Genomic DNA, 20,862 nt, shown 5'->3' on the forward strand with positions numbered 1-20,862 from the left:
TTTGCCTGGCGGCTGTAGCGCGGTGGTCCCACCTGACCCCATGCCGAACTCAGAAGTGAAACGCCGTAGCGCCGATGGTAGTGTGGGGTCTCCCCATGCGAGAGTAGGGAACTGCCAGGCATCAAATAAGAGAAAGCCCTTCGCGTATGCGAAGGGCTTTTTTCGTTGTGGCAACCGCCAGAATACCTCCTCTTTCCCCGCTGCTAACCACCGCATTCAGCAAAAGCCTGTTTTGCCGGCAATAAAAAACCCGGCACCAGGCCGGGTGATAAGAGCTTGCACGCTAAATCAGTGAATCACCTGCGACAGGAAGGCGCGGGTACGTTCTGATTTAGGATGAGCGAAGAACTCCTGCGGTGGCGCTACTTCAACGATCTCACCCCGATCCATAAAGATCACCCGGTCGGCAACGGTGCGGGCAAAGCCCATTTCGTGAGTAACACACAGCATGGTCATACCATCTTCAGCCAGGCCGATCATGGTATCCAGCACTTCCTTCACCATCTCAGGATCGAGCGCTGACGTCGGTTCATCGAACAGCATAATTTTTGGCTTCATGCAGAGCGATCGGGCAATGGCTACACGCTGCTGCTGACCACCGGAGAGCTGGCCAGGAAACTTGTGCGCATGCTCGGCAATACGCACTCGCTGCAGATAATGCATCGCCAGCTCATCGGCCTCTTTCTTCGGGATCTTTCTGACCCAGGAAGGGGCCAGCGTACAGTTCTGTAACACGGTCAGATGCGGAAACAGATTAAAGTGCTGGAAGACCATGCCCACTTCGGTTCGAACCCGTTCAATGTTGCGCACATCATCATTCAGATGAATACCATCGACGACAATGCGTCCCTGCTGATGCTCTTCAAGATGGTTTATGCAGCGAATGGTGGTCGATTTACCGGAGCCCGATGGGCCACACAGCACGATGCGCTCGCGGGGTTTAACCTGCAGGTTGATGTCTTTCAGTACGTGAAACTGCCCGTACCATTTATTCACGTTCTCAAGCGAAATCATCAACGCGTCGGAAGAGTGTGTCATAGAGTGTGTCATGTAAAACCTCAGTGCGATTTACGCCCGGTGTGAAAGCGCTTTTCCAGATACTGGCTGTAGCGCGACATGCTAAAACAGAAAATCCAATAGACCAGCGCGGCAAAGACATAACCTTCGGTCGACATGCCCAGCCACGTCGGATCGACGGTAGCCTGCTGGACGCTGCTGAACAGATCGAACAGGCCGATGATGATCACCAGGCTGGTATCTTTAAATAGCGCAATGATGGTATTCACCAGACCCGGGATGGTCATCTTGAGGGCCTGCGGCAGAATTACCAGCATCTGCGTCTTCCAGTAGCCCAGCGCCAGTGACTCGGCGGCCTCATACTGACCTTTCGGCAGCGCCTGCAAACCGCCCCGCACCACTTCAGCGACATAGGCGGACTGGAATAAAATCACCCCAACCAGCGCACGTACCAGTTTGTCGATGGTGGTGCCTTCAGCCATAAACAGCGGCAGCATCACCGATGACATAAACAGCACGGTGATCAGGGGAACGCCGCGCCAGAACTCGATGAAGATAATCGACAGCGTACGCACCACCGGCATCTTTGAACGACGTCCCAGCGCCAGTAAAATCCCCAGCGGCAGGGCGCCGGCAATCCCGACCGAAGCGATAATTAGCGTCAGGGTTAATCCACCCCACTGACGGGTTTCGACCCGCTCCAGTCCCAGATAGCCGCCATACAGCAGCAACCAGACAATCACCGGATAAACGACCACCCAGAGCGCGATGTAGCGTCCACGATACGGCAGGCTTTTAATAAACATCGGAACGATCGACAGCAGCCCAATCACCAGCGCCAGGTTAATTCGCCAGCGCAGTTCATGCGGATAGAGTCCATACATGAACTGACCGAAACGGGCATGGATAAACACCCAACAGGCACCCTCTTTGGTACAGTCGGCTCGGGTAGTACCGAACCAGTTAGCCTGAAAGATCAGCCAGTTCAGCGCAGGCGGAATCACGTGCCAGATGACCCAGATGCAAAACAGCGTAAGCAGGGAATTAAACCAGCTGGAGAATAAATTCTTACGCGCCCAACGCCAGGCGCGACTCGCCAGATTCGTCGGGACGGGGGGCGTTTCATGTGTAGTAACAGACATAGTCATCCCGTTCTCTTAACGCTCAACCAGCGCGATTTTGCGGTTGTAGAGGTTCATTAGCAGTGAAATCAGCAGGCTGATAATCAGATAAACGCCCATGGTGATAGCAATGGTCTCAATCGCCTGTCCGGTCTGATTGAGTACCGACCCGGCAAACAGCGACACCATATCGGGATACCCGATGGCGGCAGCCAGTGAGGAGTTTTTCACGATGTTCAGATACTGGCTGGTCAGCGGAGGAATGATCACACGCATCGCCTGCGGGATAATCACCTGTCGCAGGGTCACCGGATTAGGCAGGCCCAGCGATCGGGCCGCCTCATGCTGCCCGTACGGCACCGACTGAATTCCTGAGCGAATCACCTCAGCAATAAATGACGAGGTATAGATCGACAAGGCCAGGGTCAGCGCCGCCAGCTCAGGAATCATCACCGAGCCTCCGCGGAAGTTAAAACCGCGTAGCTGTGGCACGTCCCAGTGGGTCGCCGCGCCAAAACCAAGATGCGCAATCAGCGGGAACAGAATCAGCATCACGATAGCCGCCGGCCACGAGCGACGCAGCTGGCCGGTTTTCAACTGATGCTTACGGTTAAAGCGGTACAGCCCATAGCTGGCGGCTATCGCCAGCAGCAGCGCGATCACAAACGGCCAGCTGCCGGGCGCATAGGTTGGCCACGGGACGTATAAGCCACGATTGCTGACATACGCCAGGTCAAAGGCATTCAGTGCCTGACGCGGGCCCGGCAGATTGCGTAACACCGCAAAGTACCAGAAGAAGATCTGCAGCAGCGGCGGAATATTACGGAAGGTTTCGATATAGATATTCGAGAGTTTCCGCAGCAGCCAGTTGTCGGAAAGGCGCGCCAGACCAATAGCGAAACCGAGAATAGAAGCAAAAACGATACAGAGCGCAGAGACCAGCAGGGTGTTGGTTAATCCGACCATAAACACGCGGGCGTAGGTATCTCCCTCGGTGTAATCAATCAAATGCTGAACGATACCGAAACCGGCAGTGCGCTCAAGAAATCCAAACCCGGAGGTGATACCGCGGTTAGCCAGGTTAATAATGGTGTTATGAACCAGATAACCCACCACACCAAGCACCGCGACTATCGCTATTAACTGATAAAGCCAGGCGCGAACCGTGGGATTACCGAATGAAAAATCCCTTTTCACGGTTGGGCGTTGTGACATGTTGAAACCTCAGTAACGAAAGCTGGGGTAGGGCACCGCAGAATACGGTGCCCGATTGGCGAGGGAGACTTAACGTACTGGCGGTGCGTATTGAATGCCGCCCTGGTTCCACAACGCATTCTGACCGCGAGCGATCTTCAGGGCGCTGTCTTTACCGACGTTACGATCAAAGCTTTCCTGATAGTTGCCCACTTGCTTGATGATGTTGTAGGCCCACTTATTGTCCAGCTTCAGATCCTTACCAAAATCACCTTCAGCACCCAGCAGGTGTGCCATATCTGGCGTGGTTGGTTTGGCGGTCATCTGATCAACATTTTTCGATGAAATGCCCATCTCTTCAGCGTTCAGCATGGCGTAGAGCGACCATTTAACGATGGTGAACCAGTCATCATCACCGCGACGGACTACCGGGCCCAGCGGCTCTTTTGAGATCACTTCCGGCAGCACGATAAATTCATCAGGTTTGCCCAGTTTAATGCGTAACGCATAGAGCTGAGACTGGTCAGAGGCCAGCGTATCGCAGCGACCGCTGTCCAGCGCCTTGGCGGACTCGTCAGAGCGGTCAAAAGTCACCGGCGTGTACTGCATCTTATTGGCTTTGAAGAAGTCAGCCACGTTCAGTTCGGTATCGGTACCTGCCTGAATACAGACGGTGGCACCGTCCAGCTCTTTAGCACTTTTCAGCCCGGCTTTCTGGTGAGTCAGGAAGCCAATGCCGTCGTAATAGTTGACGCCCGCAAACAGGAAACCCATGCCGCCATCACGTGAGGAGGTCCAGGTGGTATTGCGCGACAGGATGTCGACTTCGCCGGATTGCAGCGCAGTGAAACGTTCTTTGGCTGTCAGCGGGGTATATTTCACTTTGGTCGCATCGCCAAACACGGCTGCGGCCGCCGCGCGGCAGACGTCAACGTCGATACCGGTAAATTTGCCGCTGGCATCTGCATAGGAGAAGCCAGGTAAGCCATCACTGATACCGCATTGGACAAAGCCTTTCTTCTTTATCGCATCCAGCGTCGTGCCGGCGTGAGCCTGCTGAGCAACGGCCAACAGCGAGGCCGCAGCAACCAGCGTAGAGAGCATCATCTTTTTCATAAAGCATCCTGTGTGGAGGAGAATCATGTTGTTATGTTTGCGCACTTTAATGTGCGTTTTTCCTGTCTGTGGCGGTCAGCCATTCACGACTCTGCAAAGCTGATGCCAAGTTTGCAGAAGCCTGAATTCTCATGAAAGTACGGTTAATAATCGGAAGTGATTTGAAAGTTCCGCTAATATCGCGCACCAAAAGGAAGCAATGCGAGTCGACCCGATCACATTTAGTGCAATTAGTTTCACTATATGGAAGCAATGTGAGCCATCGCTCAGGCGGAAATGTACGTAGAAGAGGCTTTGCTTTGAAAGGTGTACAGGATCACAGAAGCCAGTGCTGGCCGGGAATAGCTGGCGGGCAGACGCGGCGGGCCGGAGGCGTCAGAAGAGAAGGTTAAGAAAGCGAGGCAGTGAAATATCACGTCAGCGATTGCAACTATAGTTACCATATTGACGATAACTGTTTCACTCGTTTTCCCGACGCTTTGTGGAACAGCGCACAAATAAAAACGCCAGCCCGAAGGCTGGCGTAATTAACAGACAGAACCAGAATCAGTTCATGCCGTATTTTTTCAATTTCTTACGCAGCGTACCGCGGTTGATACCCATCATCAGGGCAGCACGGGTCTGGTTGCCACGGGTATACTGCATCACCATGTCCAACAGAGGCTGCTCGACTTCAGCCAAAACCAGCTCATACAGGTCACTGACATCCTGACCGTTCAGTTGAGCAAAATAGTTCTTCAGTGCCTGTTTAACCGAATCACGCAAAGGTTTTTGAGTTACCTGATCCTGTGAGTTAACGGTAGAAACGGTCAGTACGTCAGAATTTACGCGTTGTTCGAACATAGTTCTTTCAGCTCTTTATTTCGTTACGCAAGATTTTCGAAGTATGCCTCCAACGCCTCCAGCTGTTCGCTGGCATCCTCAATGGCGTTGAATGTGCGCCGAAACTGGTCATTCGGGGCGTGCTCCTGCAGATACCAGGAGACGTGCTTTCGCGCTATACGGTATCCCTTGCCTGAACCGTAAAAGTCGTGCAGCTCACGTATATGCGAAACAAGCAAGCGCTTGACCTCTGCCATTGGCAGCGGGGCAAGCAGCTCCCCAGTGTCCAGATAATGCTGGATTTCCCGGAAGATCCACGGTCTTCCCTGAGCAGCGCGTCCTATCATCAGAGCATCGGCCCCTGTATAGTCGAGCACCGCTCTGGCTTTATGCGGGTCAGTTATGTCTCCATTCGCGATAATCGGAATAGAAACACTCTGCTTAACTGTCCGAATGCTGTCATATTCAGCTTCCCCGTTGAACAGGCAGGCACGAGTGCGGCCATGTATCGTCAGAGCCTGAATACCACAGCGTTCAGCCAATTGGGCAATCGCGACACAGTTCCTGTTTTCAGGATCCCAGCCAGTACGAATTTTCAGTGTTACCGGCACATCCACTGCATTGACCACTGCGGAGAGGATTGACTCCACCACGGCGGGATATTGCAGCAAGGCTGAACCCGCCATTTTGCGGTTAACCTTCTTGGCAGGGCAGCCCATATTAATGTCGATAACCTGTGCACCGGCCTCAACATTAATCCGTGCAGCTTGCGCCATTTCGCTGGGATCGCAACCGGCGATTTGCACGGCGCGAATGCCTGGCTCATCGCTGTGCACCATACGTAAACGAGATTTGTCGCTGGCCCAGACTTCCGGGTTCGAAGACAACATCTCAGAGACCGCCATGCCTGCACCCATTTCATGACACAGCGTCCTGAATGGCCTGTCGGTAATCCCGGCCATCGGTGCTGCAATCAGTCGATTTCTCAGCTGGAGGTTTCCAATACGCATGAAGTCAGAATGGCCATACTGTGTCTGCAAGGCGGCGTATATTACGCATTTTTTCCGGAAGATGAAAGGCCAAACTTTGAACAATTGGCAAGAAAGATCAATGAAATCCGGGTCATTACCACTCGACTTACAAATTAAGCTTAAATATCATTGGATTAGAGATTTATGCTGAAATTGTGAGCAAACGTTTTTCCGAAAAAGCAGATGCGTTAGCCAGATAATAAACGTCACATGCCGTGATTAACGATACAAGCAACCATTGAGAATGCAGAAAGCCCGCAACTTACGCTACGGGCTGGCTGAATATGCTGTTAAGCCCTAACAGCATTGACCTGAAGAGCGTTCAGGCGACGACCGCACTTCGCGGATTCAGGCTTTCACACCGGTAATCCGGCACCACTCTTCTTTGACGGCCACCGGGTCAAGCGCGAACTGCGCTGCATAGGCTTCACAGACGCCCTCCGCCTGGCTCTCCAGTACACCAGAAAGTCCCAGATGGCCACCTGGCTTCGGCAGTACGCTAATCAGCGGTGCCAGCTCGCGTAACGGGCCTGCCAGGATATTGGCGACCACCACATCCGCCTGCAGGTTTTCCGGCTGCTGGTGGGGCAGGTAGAGCGACAGACGATCGGAGACGCCATTGCGCTCAGCGTTATCGCGGCTGGCCTGGATCGCCTGTGGATCGATATCGATACCAATCGCCTGCGCCGCACCGAGCTTCAGCGCAGCTATCGCCAGGATCCCGGAGCCACAGCCAAAGTCGATCACCGTTTTACCGGTCAGATCCAGCCCATCCAGCCAGGTCAGGCACAGCGACGTGGTCGGATGCGTGCCGGTGCCGAACGCCAGGCCCGGATCGAGCATCACGTTCACCGCCTCTGGATCCGGCACATCGCGCCAGCTTGGACAGATCCACAGCCGCTCGCCAAAACGCATCGGGTGAAAGTTTTCCATCCACTCGCGTTCCCAGTCTTTATCCTCGATTTGTTCGATCTTGTGCCGGAAATCGGCACCTAACAGCGGATGTTGCGCCAGTTCAGCGACGATGGCCGCCATATCGCTTTCTGCATCGAACAGGCCAATAACGTCGGTATCGCCCCACAGGCGGGTTTCACCCGGCAGCGGCTCATAGACCGGGTTGTCATGGGTATCCTGAAAAGTGACCGAAACAGCACCGGTCTCCATCAGCACATCGCTCAGCGTTTCAGCGTGCTCACCCGAGCTGTTTATCTTGATTTGAATCCACGGCATAACGTCTCTCTTACATTCAGTGTTGCGGCGCGTCGGCAGTTTGCGGCGCGCGTCCAAACAGGTTGCCGACTAAAAATGCCAGCAGGCTTAAAAGCAGGGAAGGCACAATCGGGTGGAATCCCATGATTTGCAGGTTAAGGCTCGCCAGAAACGCGTAACAGCCGCCGCCGGTGACCATGCCGGTAATCGCGCCCGCAGCATTGGCGCGTTCCCAGTAAAGGCCCAGCACCAGCGGCCAGAGGAAGACTGCTTCCAGGCCACCAAACGCCAGCAGATTGAGCCAGATAATCATATCGGGCGGATTCCAGGCGGCGATCAGCAACAGGATGCCGAGCGCAAAGGTAATGGCACCAGACAACAGTCGCAGCCGCGGCTCATTTTCCATCTGCTGCGGTGCCACGCGCAGATAGAGATCTTTAATCAGCGTAGCGGATGCCTGCAACAACTGGGCATTGATGGTCGACATAATCGCCGCCATTGGCGCCGCCAGAAACAGCCCGGCCGCCAGCGGCGGAAGCACGGTAATCATTAACGTCGGGATCACCCGGTCCGGCACCGTCAGATCGGGCAGTATGGCCCGGCCCAGCGCACCCGCCAGATGCATACCCAGCATCAGGACCACCACCACGATGGTGCCCAGAATGATCGCCCGATGCACCGCCTTGCTGTCTTTATAGGAGATGCAGCGCACAGCAGTATGGGGCAGGCCAATTACGCCAAAGCAGACCAGCACGATAAACGAACTCAGAAAGGTCGGGGTAATGATCTCGCCCGGTCCCTGCGGCGACAGCAACTGCGGATCAATAGCGTGCAGCTTTTGCACTGCGGTGCCCAGTCCGCCTGCCTGGTGGATCACGGCGAACAGCAGCAGGAACGTGCCGATCAGCATCACCACGCCCTGCATCGCGTCATTAAGCACGCTGGCACGGAAACCGCCAAAGGCGGTATAGAGCGCAATGGTGCCACCGAAAATCAGTAAGCCGGTGTCATACGGGATGCCTGCTGCCGTTTCCAGTAACCGCGCGCCGCCGATAAACTGCACCGTCATGGCCCCGATGAACGCGACCAGCAGGCTCAGGCTGGCCAGCCAGATCAGCAGCGGACTTTGATAACGCGCATAGAGCATGTCATTCAGCGTTACCGCATTGTGCTTACGCGCCAGAATAGCGAATTTCTTGCCCAGCACGCCGAGTGATAGCCAGACGGCAGGAACCTGAACCATCGCCAGCAAAACCCATCCCAGACCATATTTGTAGGCGGCACCGGGCCCGCCAATAAACGAGCTGGCGCTGATATAGGTGGTGGTGAGAGTCATGGCCAGAACGAACCCGCCCATGGAGCGGCTGCCAAGGAAGTATTCGGTCAGAAAGTTGCCCTGACGCTGTTTACGGACCGCGAAGACGGACAGTCCGGCAATCAGCACCAGATAAATTAATAAAGGCAGGATAATTTCAAAATTCATTTTTATCCTCCAGCGACATGTCGCGGAAAATCACGCGGACCATCAGCCAGCATAAAAAAATGAACAGCAGGGGAGCAAACACGCAGGAAAGTTCGAACCAGCGCGGCAAGCCGGTGATCCCCGTTTCGCTCCCGCCCAGCCAGGCGGAAAACCCCCAAACGGCCAGCCAGAGCAGGGTCAGATAGAGTGACCAGCGGGCCTCTTTATGCGCCTGTATAAAACGAGCATCCATGTTTCAACCTTAACGCCAGCGGCAAAAGAAAAAGGCCGGATTAACCGGCCTCAGACTATCTCAGCGTTGCGATTACTTCTCGTGCAAGCCGAGTTTTTTCTCCAGATAGTGGATATTGGTTCCACCGTGCTGGAAGTTTTCGTCGGACATGATCTTCATCTGCAGTTCAATGTTGGTCTTGATACCGTCGATGATCAGTTCCGCCAGTGCATTCTTCATGCGGGCAATCGCCACTTCACGGGTTTCGCCGTAGGTGATCAGCTTGCCGATCATGGAATCGTAGTAAGGCGGCACGCTGTAACCGGAGTAAATATGCGACTCCCAGCGCACGCCAAAACCGCCTGGCGCGTGGAAACGGGTGATTTTGCCCGGACTTGGCAGGAAAGAGACCGGATCTTCAGCATTGATACGGCATTCAACCGCATGTCCGCGAATAATCACATCTTCCTGTTTGATCGACAGCGGCTGACCGGCAGCGATACGCAACTGCTCTTTGATCAGGTCGACGCCGGTAATCATCTCGGTCACCGGATGCTCTACCTGAATACGGGTGTTCATCTCAATGAAGTAGAACTCGCCGTTTTCATACAGGAACTCGAAAGTACCTGCACCGCGGTAGCCAATCTCAATACAAGCTTTAGCACAGCGATCGCCGATGAAGCTACGCAGTTCCGGCGTGATGCCTGGCGCTGGCGCTTCTTCCACCACTTTCTGGTGACGACGCTGCATTGAGCAGTCGCGTTCGCCCAGATAGATGGCGTTGCCCTGACCGTCGGCCAGTACCTGAATCTCGATGTGACGAGGATTCTCCAGATACTTCTCCATATAAACCATGTCGTTGTTGAAAGCCGCTTTGGCTTCCGCTTTCGTCATGTTGATGGATTGTTCCAGATCTTTGTCGCTGCGCACCACGCGCATACCGCGACCGCCGCCGCCGCCGGAGGCTTTGATGATCACCGGATAACCGATGCGCTTAGCGAAGGCACGGTTCTTTTCCATGTCATCGGTCAGCGAGCCGTCGGAACCAGGAACGGTTGGCACACCGGCTTTCTTCATCGCATTAATTGCGGACACTTTATCGCCCATCAGGCGAATGGTATCGGCTTTCGGGCCAATAAAGATAAAGCCAGAGCGCTCAACCTGCTCGGCAAAATCGGCATTCTCAGACAGGAAGCCGTAGCCAGGGTGAATCGCCACCGCGCCGGTGATTTCCGCTGCGGAGATCAGCGCCGGGATGTTGAGGTAACTTTTGACTGACTGCGCCGGGCCGATGCAGACGGTTTCGTCCGCCAGCAGCACGTGCTTCAGGTCACGGTCCGCGCTTGAGTGTACCGCCACAGTCTTGATGCCCAGTTCTTTACAGGCACGCAGAATGCGCAGCGCGATCTCACCGCGGTTAGCAATAACAATTTTATCCAGCATGGTCCGCCCCGTTATTCGATGACAACCAGTGGCTCGTCAAACTCGACCGGCTGACCGCTCTCGACCAGAATGGCTTTCACCACACCAGATTTGTCGGCTTCGATCTGGTTCATCATCTTCATGGCTTCGACGATGCACAGAGTATCGCCGGCGTTAACTTTCTGACCCACTTCGATGAAGGCTTTTGCGTCCGGGCTCGGGGTGCGATAGAAAGTCCCGACCATCGGCGAACGCACGATGTGGCCGCTGATTTCCGCGGGCGCTGCTTCTGCGATGGCAGCCACCGGTGCCACGGCAGTCGCCAGGGCAGGTTGCTGTACCGGCGCAGCATACGCCTGCTGCATCATCGGATAACCAACATTTGCAGGTGCACGGCTGATACGAACGGACTCTTCGCCCTCGGAGATTTCCAGCTCGGAGATGCCAGATTCTTCAACCAGTTCGATCAGTTTTTTAATTTTACGAATATCCATGAGTGGGGTTCCGTACTCAGTTTGATTAATTAGTTTGAGACAGGCGTTTTACTGCCGTTTGTAAAGCCCATGTGTAGCCGTCAGCGCCAAGCCCACAGATGACGCCAGCAGATACATCAGAAAGATAGGAGTGATGGCGGAAGGGCTCGCGTGCATGCACATTTGAGAGATGAACCTCAATAAACGGAATCGAAACCGCTAACAGGGCATCACGCAGCGCGACGCTGGTATGGGTAAACGCGGCAGGATTGATAATGATGTAATCCACATTGCCTTTGGCCTCATGAATGCGATCAATCAGCTGAAACTCAGCGTTGGATTGCAAGTGGCTTAACTCCACATTCAGTTGGTCTGCCTGACGTGTAAGATCATCCACAATCTGCTGCAGCGTGGTGTGACCATACTTGTCAGGTTCACGGCTTCCCAGCAAATTCAGGTTGGGTCCGTTTAAAAGCAGAATATGTAATTTATGCGCCATCTTGCTGCCATCTCCCGCAATCATTGAGGCATCGCGTAAAATACCTTGCCAATCTCCATTTGTCACCTTTCACGATGAAAAACAAGACCCGCTTTGCAATAAAGCCGGGCATTATATCCGTTTCGTGTCATTTCGCAGCAAAATACTGGTCTTATCTGCGAAGATGATCGGATGTGACCCGAAGGCCACATCTTTTAGCAGATAGTCAGGGAGGAAAACAACCACAGAAGGACTAGCGAGGCCACCATTTGAGGAACTTTTTGTAACGCCACGCTAACAACAAGGCGGCCAGTCCGGCATAGATAAGTGGCTGGGGCGACAAGGTTTTGACCGACCAGATGTAGTGAATCGGCACCAGGATCGCCACCAGATAGACGGCGTTATGCAGAGTTTGCCAGCGTTTGCCGAGCTTACGCTGCGCCCGCTGGAAGGAGGTCAGCGTCAGGGCCAGCAGTATCAGCCAGCTGATAATCCCCAGTGTCAGATAGGGACGAGAAATTAACTCACTGCCGAGCAGTCGCAGATTATCGGCACCCAGTTCCAGCAGGTAGTAGCTCAGCAGATGGAGAGAGGCCCAGACAAAGGTCCAGACACCCAGCAGACGGCGGGTCCGGATCAACAGCGGCTGTTTGCCATAGCGCGCCAGAGGCGACACCAGCAGCGTGCCCAGCAGCAGTTTCAGCGCCATGCGCCCGGTAAAATGTTGAATATCTTTCGCCGGGTCCGCACTTAATCCGCCCTGCAGGGCAGCCAGGATCAGATAAACCAGCGGCAGCAGGGCCGCCAGATGCAGGATCACCTTGAGCCAGGTGATCTGTTTTAACGACAGGCGTACCACTCAGTAATTCTCCCGCAGGTCGAGTCCGCGATAGAGTGAAGCGACCTGCTCTGCATAGCCGTTAAACAGCAGCGTAGGCTGACGCTCCACTTTCAGGCTGCCGCCGGGGCCAATAAAGCGCTCGGTAGCCTGCGACCAGCGCGGATGATTGACGTGCGGATTAACGTTGGCATAGAAGCCATACTCATCTGCCGCAATCTGATTCCAGGTGGTCGGTGGCTGATTCCCGGTCAGGGTGATTTTGACGATCGATTTAATTCCTTTAAAGCCATATTTCCACGGCACCGTCAGGCGAATTGGCGCGCCGTTCTGCGGCGGAAGCGCCTTACCGTAAACGCCGGTGCTCAGCAGTGTCAGAGGGTGCATCGCTTCATCCAGCCGTAGCCCTTCAACATAGGGATAATTAAGCCCGCCACCGATAAAACGGTCTTTCTGGCCCGGCATCTGTTCAGGATCGTACAGCGTCTGAAAGGCGACGAAACGCGCTTTGCTGGTGGGTTCGGCCAGAGAAATCAGCTTATTCAGTTCAAAGCCGACCCACGGTACCACCATCGACCAGGCCTCTACACAACGCATGCGGTAGATACGCTGCTCCATGGCAAAGCGTTTGAAAATGTCATCCATGTCCAGGGTGATCGGTTTCGCCACTTCGCCATCAATCGTCAGTTTCCACCCATCGGTTTTCAGCGTGCCGGCATTGGCCGCGGGATCGGCTTTATCCAGACCAAACTCATAAAAGTTGTTATAGCCAGAAACCTTCTCTGCCGGCGTTAAGGTCAGGTCGGCCTGATACTGTGGCGGTTTGCTAAAGTCCAGCGCCCGACCGGCGGGGGCGGGCGGGCGATCGTTGCCCTTGAACCAGCTGAGAATGTCCGCATTGGCTACGCCCGGCAGACCGATCGCCGCCGCGCTCAGTCCCAGCGTTTTCAGCACCTGGCGGCGCTTCATATTAAAAATGTTTTCCGGCGTTACGTCGGCTTCCGTCAGATCAGTGTTGCGCTTCATAGTGCACTCTCCAGCCGTGGTCTTATTGACCAGCATGATGACTATTACCGATTGCAGCCAGTTTCGCCGTTAAAATGTGAAATTTCCTGGCTGCCGGAGACGATGAGAATGCACCGAAAAGCGCTGGGATCAACGCCAGCGCCCCTTTCCCGACGATATACTTCCGCTTCAGTCGTCACGGCGCTGTCGCTAAACGCAAATTATGCTATTTTGCTCGCGTTTTCGTCAGGCTGACGGTACAAGGGTGGGTGATCCGGTTATCACCGCAGTAACACAGGCACAGGGATGCGATTAACCACAAAACTATCTGCGTTTATTACCTTTCTTAGCATACTGGCAATGTTATTAATGCTGGTGGGCTGTGCTTTTAGCGTTTTCTGGTTCAGTCATCAGCGGGTCGAACAGCGCGCGCAGGTGCTGGCAACCGAAGTGGATCAGGCGCTGCTTATCCAGTCGCCCGACCAGCTGCACAGCTGGATTACCCGATTAATGCCGATTATCAACGCCGAGCAGATTCAACTCTACAGCGGCGACCACATCTTTTTCTCTCTCTCCCGTCACGAAAACCTGATGCTCGACCATCAGCCCAATCGCTTCGTCCAGTTTGATGTGCCGTTAATCCATCAGCCTGGAGTGCATGTGCGGGTGGTCACCCTCGATCCTGCCCGCACCTGGCTGCGCTCCATTATCGGGACCTATGCGATGGGCACGGTATCAACGGTGGTGCTGGTGATGAGCCTGCTGCTGTTTATTCTGCACCGCTGGTTACGTCGCCAGTGGCGCGGCATGGAGCACCTGGAAATACGCGCAGAGGCGATTATTGACGGTGAGCGTGGGGTAGTACCGAAACGTAATCTGGATGAGTGGCCGCCCAGGGCGAGCCGCGCGCTGGATGTACTGCTATCCGATTTACAGGAAGCGGGTGAACAGCGTTTGCGTATCGATACGCTGATCCGCACCTTTGCTGCTCAGGATAGCCGTACCGGTCTGAATAATCGCCTGTTCTTTGACAGTCAGCTCGCCACGCTGCTGGAGGATCAGGAGGATGTCGGTACCCATGGCGTGGTCATGATGGTACGGCTGCCGGATCTGGACACGTTGAGCGAAACGCTGGAGCCAGGGTTGATCGATGAGTATCTGTTTAACATCGTCAACATGCTCTCCACCTTTGTGCTGCGTTATCCCGGTGCTCTGCTGGCGCGCTATTTCCGCAGTGATTTTGCGGTGCTACTGCCGCATCGCAGCCTGAAAGAGGCCAACAGCATCGCCGATCAGCTGATCAACGCCGTCGATTCGCTGCCGCCGATGCGAATGGTCAATCGCGATGATCTTATTCACATTGGTATCAGCGCCTGGCACAGCGGGCAGACGGTGCCGCAGGTGATGGAAAATGTCGAAATGGCGACCCGACGCGCGGCGCTGTTAGGGGGCAACAACTGGACCAACGGAGCCGGTAATCCTCAGGATGCCGGACGTGGAAGCGTGCGCTGGCGTACCCTGCTGGAAAACACCCTCAGTCGCGGTGGTCCGCGCCTGTACCAGAAACCAGCCGTCAATATGGAAGGCAAGGTGCAGCATCGCGTGATGCTGACCCGTATCTTTGACGGTGATAAAGAGGTTTTGGCAGCAGAATATATGCCGCTGGTCCAGCAGCTCGGCATGGCCGATAGCTGGGATCGCCAGCTGGTCACCCGCATTGCCGCCTTATCTGAACTCTGGCCGGAAGAGACGCTGGTGATACCGGTCACTATCGACTCGCTGCTGCACCGATCTTTCGTGCTCTGGTTGCAGAATATGTTGCTGCAATGCCCCAAAGGACAAAGAAAGCGATTTTTATTTGAACTTGCCGAGGCAGATGTCTGTCAACACATCAGCCGTTTAACGCCGGTGTTCCGCGCCCTTAAGGCATTTGGCTGTCGTGTCGCGGTTAATCAGGCCGGTTTAACCGTGGTCAGCAGTGCCTACATTCGCCAGCTGCCGGTGGAACTGATCAAACTTGATGCCGGTCTGGTACGCAATATTGAGCGTCGCACTGAAAATCAGCTGTTTGTACAGAGCCTGCTGGAAGTGTGTAAATCGACCAATACCCAGGTGTTTGCTGCCGGCGTCCGCACTAAAGCGGAGTGGCAAACGCTGGTGGCGTTAGGAGTGGCAGGTGGACAGGGCGACTTCTTTGCCCCTTCGCAGCCGGTAAACAGTAATGTGAAAAAGTATTCTCAACGTTACCGTATTTAGTGGATTGCGCCCTTTTTGACGGTGACGCAGGCTTTTTTTAGCCTTGAGTCCGGGTCGGGTCGCAAAACTGGCTGTCGGAAATGTTAGATTTTATGTCGGAAACCCAGGCCTGAAAGGCGATAAAAACCGGCACCGATGGCGTCTTATCGCCATTCCGCTGTCAATGATGGCCGGTTCCGATGACTTAAACGCAATTTGGCGTCTTTTTTCACCGAAGCAGAACGTTTTTGCGCCTTGTGGCAGCTTCGTGTGGTTGGTAAAGTAAGCGGATTTTATTTTCCGCCCCCAGCTTGCAGGATTATCCCTTAGTATGTTTAAAAAATTTCGTGGCATGTTTTCCAATGACTTGTCCATTGACCTGGGTACCGCGAATACCCTGATTTATGTGAAAGGACAAGGCATCGTGCTGAACGAGCCTTCCGTGGTCGCTATTCGCCAGGATCGTGCCGGTTCACCGAAAAGTGTCGCGGCCGTTGGTCATGACGCAAAACAGATGCTTGGCCGAACGCCAGGCAATATCGCAGCTATTCGCCCGATGAAAGATGGCGTAATCGCTGACTTTTTCGTCACCGAAAAGATGCTGCAGCACTTCATCAAACAAGTTCACAGCAACAGTTTCATGCGTCCCAGCCCGCGCGTGCTGGTCTGCGTACCCGTCGGGGCAACGCAGGTAGAACGTCGCGCCATCCGTGAGTCTGCTCAGGGTGCTGGCGCACGTGAAGTCTTCCTGATTGAAGAGCCAATGGCTGCGGCGATTGGCGCTGGCCTGCCGGTATCAGAAGCGACCGGTTCAATGGTAGTCGATATCGGTGGCGGTACCACAGAAGTGGCGGTGATCTCGCTGAACGGCGTGGTGTACTCCTCGTCGGTGCGTATTGGTGGTGACCGTTTCGATGAAGCTATTATTAATTATGTGCGTCGTAACTACGGTTCACTGATTGGTGAAGCTACCGCAGAACGTATCAAGCATGAGATCGGCTCAGCCTATCCGGGCGATGAAGTTCGCGAAATTGAAGTTCGTGGCCGTAACCTGGCTGAAGGTGTACCGCGCGGCTTTACGCTGAACTCCAATGAAATTCTCGAAGCGCTGCAGGAGCCGTTAACCGGCATCGTTAGCGCGGTGATGGTCGCCCTGGAACAGTGTCCGCCAGAGCTGGCGTCGGATATCTCCGAGCGCGGCATGGTGCTGACCGGCGGTGGTGCGCTGCTGCGTAATCTGGATCGTCTGCTGATGGAAGAGACCGGCATTCCGGTGGTTGTCGCTGAAGATCCGCTGACCTGTGTGGCACGCGGTGGTGGCAAGGCGTTGGAAATGATCGACATGCATGGCGGCGATTTGTTCAGCGAAGAATAATTGCCTCAACCGGCTGAGAACGTCATGACGATGCGCAGGGAGTCGCGTGTCAACCGGCGCACTATGCGCCGGTGCAATGCGTCCAGCTCAGGGAAGCGCGGTGTCATACCGGGTTTCCTTACCTGTCGTCGAGGATCACGCAGATTATATGAAGCCGATTTTTAGCAGGGGACCATCCCTGCAGTTGCGTCTTTTCCTGGCCGTCATCGTGGCGATTGCCATTATCATTGCTGACAGCCGTGTGGGTTCTTTTACCCAAATACGCAACTATCTGGATACGTCGGTCAGTCCGTTTTACTTCCTGGCCAATGGGCCGCGCCAGATTCTGGATGGCGTGTCGGAGTCGCTGGCGTCACGTCAGCAGCTTGAGCAGGAAAACAAAGCCTTACGTCGCGAGCTCTTCCTGAAAAACAGTAACCTGCTAATGCTGGGGCAATACAAGCAGGAAAACGCACGCCTGCGTGAACTGCTGGGTTCACCGCTGCGTCAGGATGAGCAAAAGATGGTAACGCAGGTCATCTCGACCGGCACTGACCCTTATACCGACCAGGTGGTGATCGACAAAGGCAGCGTTAACGGTGTCTATGAAGGTCAGCCGGTCATCAGTGATAAAGGGGTGGTCGGACAGGTGATTGCGGTCAGTCAACTGACCAGCCGCGTATTGCTGATTTGCGATGCATCGCACGCGCTGCCGATCCAGGTATTGCGTAATGACATTCGCGTCATTGCCGCCGGTAATGGCTGTACCGAAGATCTCCAGCTTGAGCATCTGCCGGGTAATACTGATATCCGGGTCGGTGACGTGCTGGTGACTTCCGGTATTGGCGGCCGCTTCCCGGAAGGTTATCCGGTGGGTGTGGTTTCCTCGGTTAAAGTCGATACCCAACGCGCTTATACCGTGATTCAGGCACATCCGACCGCCGGCCTGCAGCGTCTGCGCTATCTGCTGCTGCTGTGGGGCGCCGACCGTAATGGCGATATGCCGCTGCCGCAGGATGAAGTGCATCGCGTCGCCAACGAACGACTGATGCAAATGATGCCGCAGGTTCTGCCGCCAGCCGGAGAAATGGGACCGCCAGCGCCAGCCGCCCAGATGGGTCCGCCGGCACCGGCGAACGGCAGCAGTGCCGGACAGGGCAGTACTTCGCGTTCACGCGGAGGTCAGCCTTGAGTCGATATCGCAGCCAGGGACGTTGGGTCATCTGGCTCTCTTTCCTGGTTGCGCTGGTCCTGCAAATCATGCCGTGGCCGGATCAGATTTATATGTTCCGGCCCTCATGGTTATTACTGATCCTCATCTATTGGGTGCTCGCCCTGCCGCATCGGGTTAACGTCGGCAGCGGCTTCCTGATGGGCGCCATTATGGATCTGATCGCCGGCTCCACCCTCGGAGTGCGTGCGCTGGCGCTCAGCATCATCGCCTACCTGATCGCCTTTAAGTTCCAGTTATTCCGCAACTTAGCGTTGTGGCAGCAAGCGTTAATGGTTATGGTGCTGTCTCTGGCTATGGATGTGATTGTCTTCTGGGCGGAATTCCTGGTTATCAACGTTTCATTCCGACCTGAAATTTTCTGGAGCAGTGTCGTCGACGGTATCCTCTGGCCATGGCTATTCTTACTCATGAGAAAGATTCGTCGTCAGTTTGCTGTTCAATAAGGAAATTTATGGTAACCCTTTATCTTGCTTCCGGTTCACCGCGTCGGCGTGAGCTGTTAACGCAGCTTGGCCTGACCTTCGAGCGCATCGTGACTGACGTTGAAGAACAGCGGCAGCCAAATGAAGTGGCTGAACACTATGTTCGTCGCCTGGCCAATGACAAAGCGCAGGCGGGCGTCCGGCTGGCCGCGCAGGATCTGCCAGTGCTGGGTGCCGATACGATCGTCGTGCTGAACGGTGAAGTACTGGAAAAGCCGCACGATGCGGCCCATGCGGCCGAAATGCTGCATAAGCTCTCCGGGCAGACTCATCAGGTGATGACCGCAGTGGCACTGGCCGATCGTCATCAGGCGCTGGATTGCGTGGTTACCACCGATGTGACATTTCGCACCTTAACCGCATCCGATATCACCGACTATATTGCAACCGGTGAGCCGATGGATAAAGCCGGCGCATACGGCATTCAGGGCAGGGGCGGGAACTTTGTCCGCAAAATTAATGGGAGCTACCACGCGGTGGTTGGACTGCCTTTGGTTGAGACCGAAGAGTTGCTCAGCCATTTTCAGTCACTGCGTGCCGTAAGGGGTCAACATGACGGCTGAATTACTGGTTAACGTCACGCCTTCTGAAACGCGTGTTGCCTATATTGATGGTGGCATACTGCAGGAAATCCACATTGAGCGCGAAGCCCGACGCGGTATCGTCGGTAATATCTATAAAGGCCGGGTGAGCCGGGTGCTGCCGGGCATGCAGGCCGCGTTCGTCGATATTGGTCTGGATAAAGCCGCGTTTTTGCACGCCTCAGACATCATGCCGCACACCGAATGTGTGGCGGGTGATGAAAAGAAAAACTTCATCGTACGCGATATCGCTGAGCTGGTGCGTCAGGGGCAGGATCTGGTGGTGCAGGTGGTGAAAGATCCGCTGGGCACTAAAGGTGCACGCCTGACCACTGATATTACACTGCCGTCGCGCTATCTGGTGTTTATGCCAGGCGCGTCGCACGTGGGCGTCTCTCAGCGTATCGACAGTGAAAAAGAGCGCGAACGTCTTAAGGCGGTGGTCGCCGACTATTGCGATCATCTGGGCGGTTTTATTATCCGCACCGCCGCAGAAGGCATCGGCGAAGAGGAGCTGGCGCAGGATGCAGCGTTTCTCAAGCGTCTGTGGACCAAAGTCAGCGAGCGCAAAAAGCGCAACCAGACCCGCTGTCTGCTCTACGGTGAGCTGGCCTTAGCCCAGCGTATTTTGCGCGATTTCGCCGGCGCAGCGCTGGACCGCATCCGGGTCGATTCGCGTCTGACCTGCGATATGCTGGTGGAGTTTACCAGTGAATATATTCCGGAAATGGCCGGTAAGCTGGAGCTCTACAATGGCAAACAGCCGATATTCGATCTGTTTGATGTAGAAAATGAGATTCAGCGCTCGCTGGATCGCAAAGTTGAACTAAAGTCTGGCGGATACCTGATCATCGATCAAACCGAAGCGATGACCACCATCGACATCAACACCGGTGCCTTTGTCGGCCATCGCAATCTTGATGAGACTATTTTTAATACCAATGTTGAAGCCACTCAGGCGATAGCGCGTCAGCTGCGACTGCGTAATCTTGGCGGCATCATCATTATCGACTTCATCGACATGAGTAACGAAGAGCATCGCCGTCGGGTGCTGCACTCGCTGGAGACCGCCCTCAGCAAAGATCGGGTGAAGACCGGCATCAGTGGTTTCTCGGCGCTGGGCCTGGTGGAGATGACGCGCAAACGGACGCGTGAAAGTATTGAGCACGTGCTGTGTGAGGATTGTCCGGTGTGTAAAGGACGCGGCACGCTGAAGACGGTTGAAACGGTCTGTTATGAAATCATGCGTGAGATTGTGCGGGTACATCATGCCTATGATGCTGACCGCTTCCTGGTCTACGTCTCGCCGACCGTCGGCGAAGCGCTGAAAACCGATGAGTCTCATGCGCTGGCAGAGGTCGAAATCTTTGTCGGCAAACAGGTCAAAGTCCACGTTGAAGCGCTCTATACCCAGGAGCAGTTTGACGTGGTGATGATGTAATATCAGACCCGTCAGCCCGACCGGCTTTGCTCAAATCGTCGGGCTAAAAAATCGCCCTTGTCTGGGATAACATGCGTCTTTCCGGCGCAGTTGTCTGAAGACGGCCGGGTAACAG

The 20,862-nt window shown here is 54.8% G+C and carries 20 protein-coding genes and 1 rRNA gene; 7 read left to right on the top strand and 14 right to left on the bottom strand.

Annotation, left to right across the window (positions count from 1 at the left end; all coding sequences use genetic code 11):
• The first annotated feature begins 4 nt into the window (after nucleotides 1-4).
• Nucleotides 5-120, top strand: a 5S ribosomal RNA gene (rrf, locus tag AABB92_RS16090).
• Between the two features lie 168 nt (nucleotides 121-288).
• Here rrf and AABB92_RS16095 read toward each other — a convergent pair.
• From AABB92_RS16095 to msrP, 14 genes are all read right to left on the bottom strand, one after another.
• Nucleotides 289-1,050 carry an amino acid ABC transporter ATP-binding protein gene (locus tag AABB92_RS16095; protein WP_031375137.1) on the bottom strand — a complete coding sequence of 254 codons (762 nt, stop codon included), beginning with the start codon at nucleotides 1,048-1,050 and terminating at the stop codon, nucleotides 289-291.
• An 8-nt stretch (nucleotides 1,051-1,058) separates the two neighbouring features.
• The gene (locus tag AABB92_RS16100) at nucleotides 1,059-2,159 is read right to left on the bottom strand and encodes an amino acid ABC transporter permease (RefSeq protein ID WP_031375136.1); all 1,101 of its coding nucleotides are present in this window, start codon (nucleotides 2,157-2,159) and stop codon (nucleotides 1,059-1,061) included.
• Between the two features lie 15 nt (nucleotides 2,160-2,174).
• On the bottom strand, nucleotides 2,175-3,353 hold the full coding sequence (locus tag AABB92_RS16105) for an amino acid ABC transporter permease (RefSeq protein ID WP_031375135.1): 1,179 nt from the start codon (nucleotides 3,351-3,353) through the stop codon (nucleotides 2,175-2,177).
• 69 nt (nucleotides 3,354-3,422) lie between these two features.
• The gene (locus AABB92_RS16110; protein ID WP_031375134.1) at nucleotides 3,423-4,448 is read right to left on the bottom strand and encodes an amino acid ABC transporter substrate-binding protein; all 1,026 of its coding nucleotides are present in this window, start codon (nucleotides 4,446-4,448) and stop codon (nucleotides 3,423-3,425) included.
• A gap of 546 nt (nucleotides 4,449-4,994) precedes the next feature.
• The gene (fis, locus tag AABB92_RS16115; RefSeq protein WP_003855228.1) at nucleotides 4,995-5,291 is read right to left on the bottom strand and encodes a DNA-binding transcriptional regulator Fis; all 297 of its coding nucleotides are present in this window, start codon (nucleotides 5,289-5,291) and stop codon (nucleotides 4,995-4,997) included.
• Nucleotides 5,292-5,314: 23 nt separating this feature from the next.
• Nucleotides 5,315-6,280 carry a tRNA dihydrouridine synthase DusB gene (gene dusB, locus AABB92_RS16120; RefSeq protein WP_031375133.1) on the bottom strand — a complete coding sequence of 322 codons (966 nt, stop codon included), beginning with the start codon at nucleotides 6,278-6,280 and terminating at the stop codon, nucleotides 5,315-5,317.
• A gap of 369 nt (nucleotides 6,281-6,649) precedes the next feature.
• Nucleotides 6,650-7,531 carry a 50S ribosomal protein L11 methyltransferase gene (gene prmA / locus AABB92_RS16125; RefSeq protein ID WP_031375132.1) on the bottom strand — a complete coding sequence of 294 codons (882 nt, stop codon included), beginning with the start codon at nucleotides 7,529-7,531 and terminating at the stop codon, nucleotides 6,650-6,652.
• A gap of 16 nt (nucleotides 7,532-7,547) precedes the next feature.
• A complete protein-coding gene (gene panF, locus AABB92_RS16130) occupies nucleotides 7,548-8,993 on the bottom strand; it encodes a sodium/pantothenate symporter (RefSeq protein WP_031375131.1) in 1,446 nt (481 codons plus the stop codon).
• Nucleotides 8,983-9,225, bottom strand: coding sequence for a YhdT family protein (locus tag AABB92_RS16135; protein ID WP_031375130.1), 243 nt, complete (start codon nucleotides 9,223-9,225; stop codon nucleotides 8,983-8,985). Before AABB92_RS16135 ends, panF begins: the two co-directional genes overlap by 11 nt.
• Before the next feature lie 72 nt (nucleotides 9,226-9,297).
• Entirely contained in the window at nucleotides 9,298-10,647 is a 1,350-nt protein-coding gene (gene accC / locus AABB92_RS16140) for an acetyl-CoA carboxylase biotin carboxylase subunit (RefSeq protein ID WP_031375129.1), read from the bottom strand.
• Between the two features lie 11 nt (nucleotides 10,648-10,658).
• The gene (accB, locus tag AABB92_RS16145) at nucleotides 10,659-11,120 is read right to left on the bottom strand and encodes an acetyl-CoA carboxylase biotin carboxyl carrier protein (protein ID WP_031375128.1); all 462 of its coding nucleotides are present in this window, start codon (nucleotides 11,118-11,120) and stop codon (nucleotides 10,659-10,661) included.
• Nucleotides 11,121-11,145: 25 nt separating this feature from the next.
• Nucleotides 11,146-11,598 carry a type II 3-dehydroquinate dehydratase gene (gene aroQ, locus AABB92_RS16150; RefSeq protein WP_031375127.1) on the bottom strand — a complete coding sequence of 151 codons (453 nt, stop codon included), beginning with the start codon at nucleotides 11,596-11,598 and terminating at the stop codon, nucleotides 11,146-11,148.
• A gap of 232 nt (nucleotides 11,599-11,830) precedes the next feature.
• Nucleotides 11,831-12,436 carry a protein-methionine-sulfoxide reductase heme-binding subunit MsrQ gene (msrQ, locus tag AABB92_RS16155; protein ID WP_031375126.1) on the bottom strand — a complete coding sequence of 202 codons (606 nt, stop codon included), beginning with the start codon at nucleotides 12,434-12,436 and terminating at the stop codon, nucleotides 11,831-11,833.
• On the bottom strand, nucleotides 12,437-13,441 hold the full coding sequence (msrP, locus tag AABB92_RS16160) for a protein-methionine-sulfoxide reductase catalytic subunit MsrP (protein ID WP_031375125.1): 1,005 nt from the start codon (nucleotides 13,439-13,441) through the stop codon (nucleotides 12,437-12,439).
• 285 nt (nucleotides 13,442-13,726) lie between these two features.
• On the opposite strand from msrP, the gene csrD reads away from it, so the two are divergent.
• The 6 genes from csrD (at nucleotide 13,727) to rng (ending at nucleotide 20,747) form a co-directional block, all read left to right on the top strand.
• Nucleotides 13,727-15,676, top strand: coding sequence for an RNase E specificity factor CsrD (gene csrD / locus AABB92_RS16165; RefSeq protein ID WP_046289277.1), 1,950 nt, complete (start codon nucleotides 13,727-13,729; stop codon nucleotides 15,674-15,676).
• 310 nt (nucleotides 15,677-15,986) lie between these two features.
• Complete coding sequence (mreB, locus tag AABB92_RS16170; RefSeq protein ID WP_003855260.1) at nucleotides 15,987-17,030, top strand: rod shape-determining protein MreB; 1,044 nt, start codon at nucleotides 15,987-15,989, stop codon at nucleotides 17,028-17,030.
• Nucleotides 17,031-17,178: 148 nt separating this feature from the next.
• On the top strand, nucleotides 17,179-18,201 hold the full coding sequence (gene mreC / locus AABB92_RS16175) for a rod shape-determining protein MreC (RefSeq protein WP_031375124.1): 1,023 nt from the start codon (nucleotides 17,179-17,181) through the stop codon (nucleotides 18,199-18,201).
• On the top strand, nucleotides 18,198-18,686 hold the full coding sequence (gene mreD, locus AABB92_RS16180; protein ID WP_031375123.1) for a rod shape-determining protein MreD: 489 nt from the start codon (nucleotides 18,198-18,200) through the stop codon (nucleotides 18,684-18,686). Before mreC ends, mreD begins: the two co-directional genes overlap by 4 nt.
• 8 nt (nucleotides 18,687-18,694) lie before the next feature.
• Complete coding sequence (locus tag AABB92_RS16185) at nucleotides 18,695-19,288, top strand: Maf family protein (protein WP_031375122.1); 594 nt, start codon at nucleotides 18,695-18,697, stop codon at nucleotides 19,286-19,288.
• On the top strand, nucleotides 19,278-20,747 hold the full coding sequence (gene rng / locus AABB92_RS16190; protein ID WP_046289276.1) for a ribonuclease G: 1,470 nt from the start codon (nucleotides 19,278-19,280) through the stop codon (nucleotides 20,745-20,747). Before AABB92_RS16185 ends, rng begins: the two co-directional genes overlap by 11 nt.
• The last annotated feature ends 115 nt before the right edge of the window (nucleotides 20,748-20,862 follow it).

The sequence above is a fragment of the Pantoea brenneri genome (assembly GCF_038594305.1).
Lineage (GTDB): Bacteria > Pseudomonadota > Gammaproteobacteria > Enterobacterales > Enterobacteriaceae > Pantoea > Pantoea brenneri.

Bases quoted from the DNA above. Each gene is read 5' to 3' on its own strand.
- aroQ (WP_031375127.1), bottom strand. From the start codon at position 11,598: ATGGCGCATAAATTACATATTCTGCTTTTAAACGGACCCAACCTGAAT.
- AABB92_RS16110 (WP_031375134.1), bottom strand. From the start codon at position 4,448: ATGAAAAAGATGATGCTCTCTACGCTGGTTGCTGCGGCCTCGCTGTTG.
- csrD (WP_046289277.1), top strand. From the start codon at position 13,727: ATGCGATTAACCACAAAACTATCTGCGTTTATTACCTTTCTTAGCATA.
- accC (WP_031375129.1), bottom strand. From the start codon at position 10,647: ATGCTGGATAAAATTGTTATTGCTAACCGCGGTGAGATCGCGCTGCGC.
- AABB92_RS16105 (WP_031375135.1), bottom strand. From the start codon at position 3,353: ATGTCACAACGCCCAACCGTGAAAAGGGATTTTTCATTCGGTAATCCC.
- accB (WP_031375128.1), bottom strand. From the start codon at position 11,120: ATGGATATTCGTAAAATTAAAAAACTGATCGAACTGGTTGAAGAATCT.
- mreB (WP_003855260.1), top strand. From the start codon at position 15,987: ATGTTTAAAAAATTTCGTGGCATGTTTTCCAATGACTTGTCCATTGAC.
- panF (WP_031375131.1), bottom strand. From the start codon at position 8,993: ATGAATTTTGAAATTATCCTGCCTTTATTAATTTATCTGGTGCTGATT.
- msrP (WP_031375125.1), bottom strand. From the start codon at position 13,441: ATGAAGCGCAACACTGATCTGACGGAAGCCGACGTAACGCCGGAAAAC.
- AABB92_RS16135 (WP_031375130.1), bottom strand. From the start codon at position 9,225: ATGGATGCTCGTTTTATACAGGCGCATAAAGAGGCCCGCTGGTCACTC.
- mreC (WP_031375124.1), top strand. From the start codon at position 17,179: ATGAAGCCGATTTTTAGCAGGGGACCATCCCTGCAGTTGCGTCTTTTC.
- AABB92_RS16185 (WP_031375122.1), top strand. From the start codon at position 18,695: ATGGTAACCCTTTATCTTGCTTCCGGTTCACCGCGTCGGCGTGAGCTG.
- prmA (WP_031375132.1), bottom strand. From the start codon at position 7,531: ATGCCGTGGATTCAAATCAAGATAAACAGCTCGGGTGAGCACGCTGAA.
- fis (WP_003855228.1), bottom strand. From the start codon at position 5,291: ATGTTCGAACAACGCGTAAATTCTGACGTACTGACCGTTTCTACCGTT.
- AABB92_RS16100 (WP_031375136.1), bottom strand. From the start codon at position 2,159: ATGTCTGTTACTACACATGAAACGCCCCCCGTCCCGACGAATCTGGCG.
- rng (WP_046289276.1), top strand. From the start codon at position 19,278: ATGACGGCTGAATTACTGGTTAACGTCACGCCTTCTGAAACGCGTGTT.
- dusB (WP_031375133.1), bottom strand. From the start codon at position 6,280: ATGCGTATTGGAAACCTCCAGCTGAGAAATCGACTGATTGCAGCACCG.
- AABB92_RS16095 (WP_031375137.1), bottom strand. From the start codon at position 1,050: ATGACACACTCTATGACACACTCTTCCGACGCGTTGATGATTTCGCTT.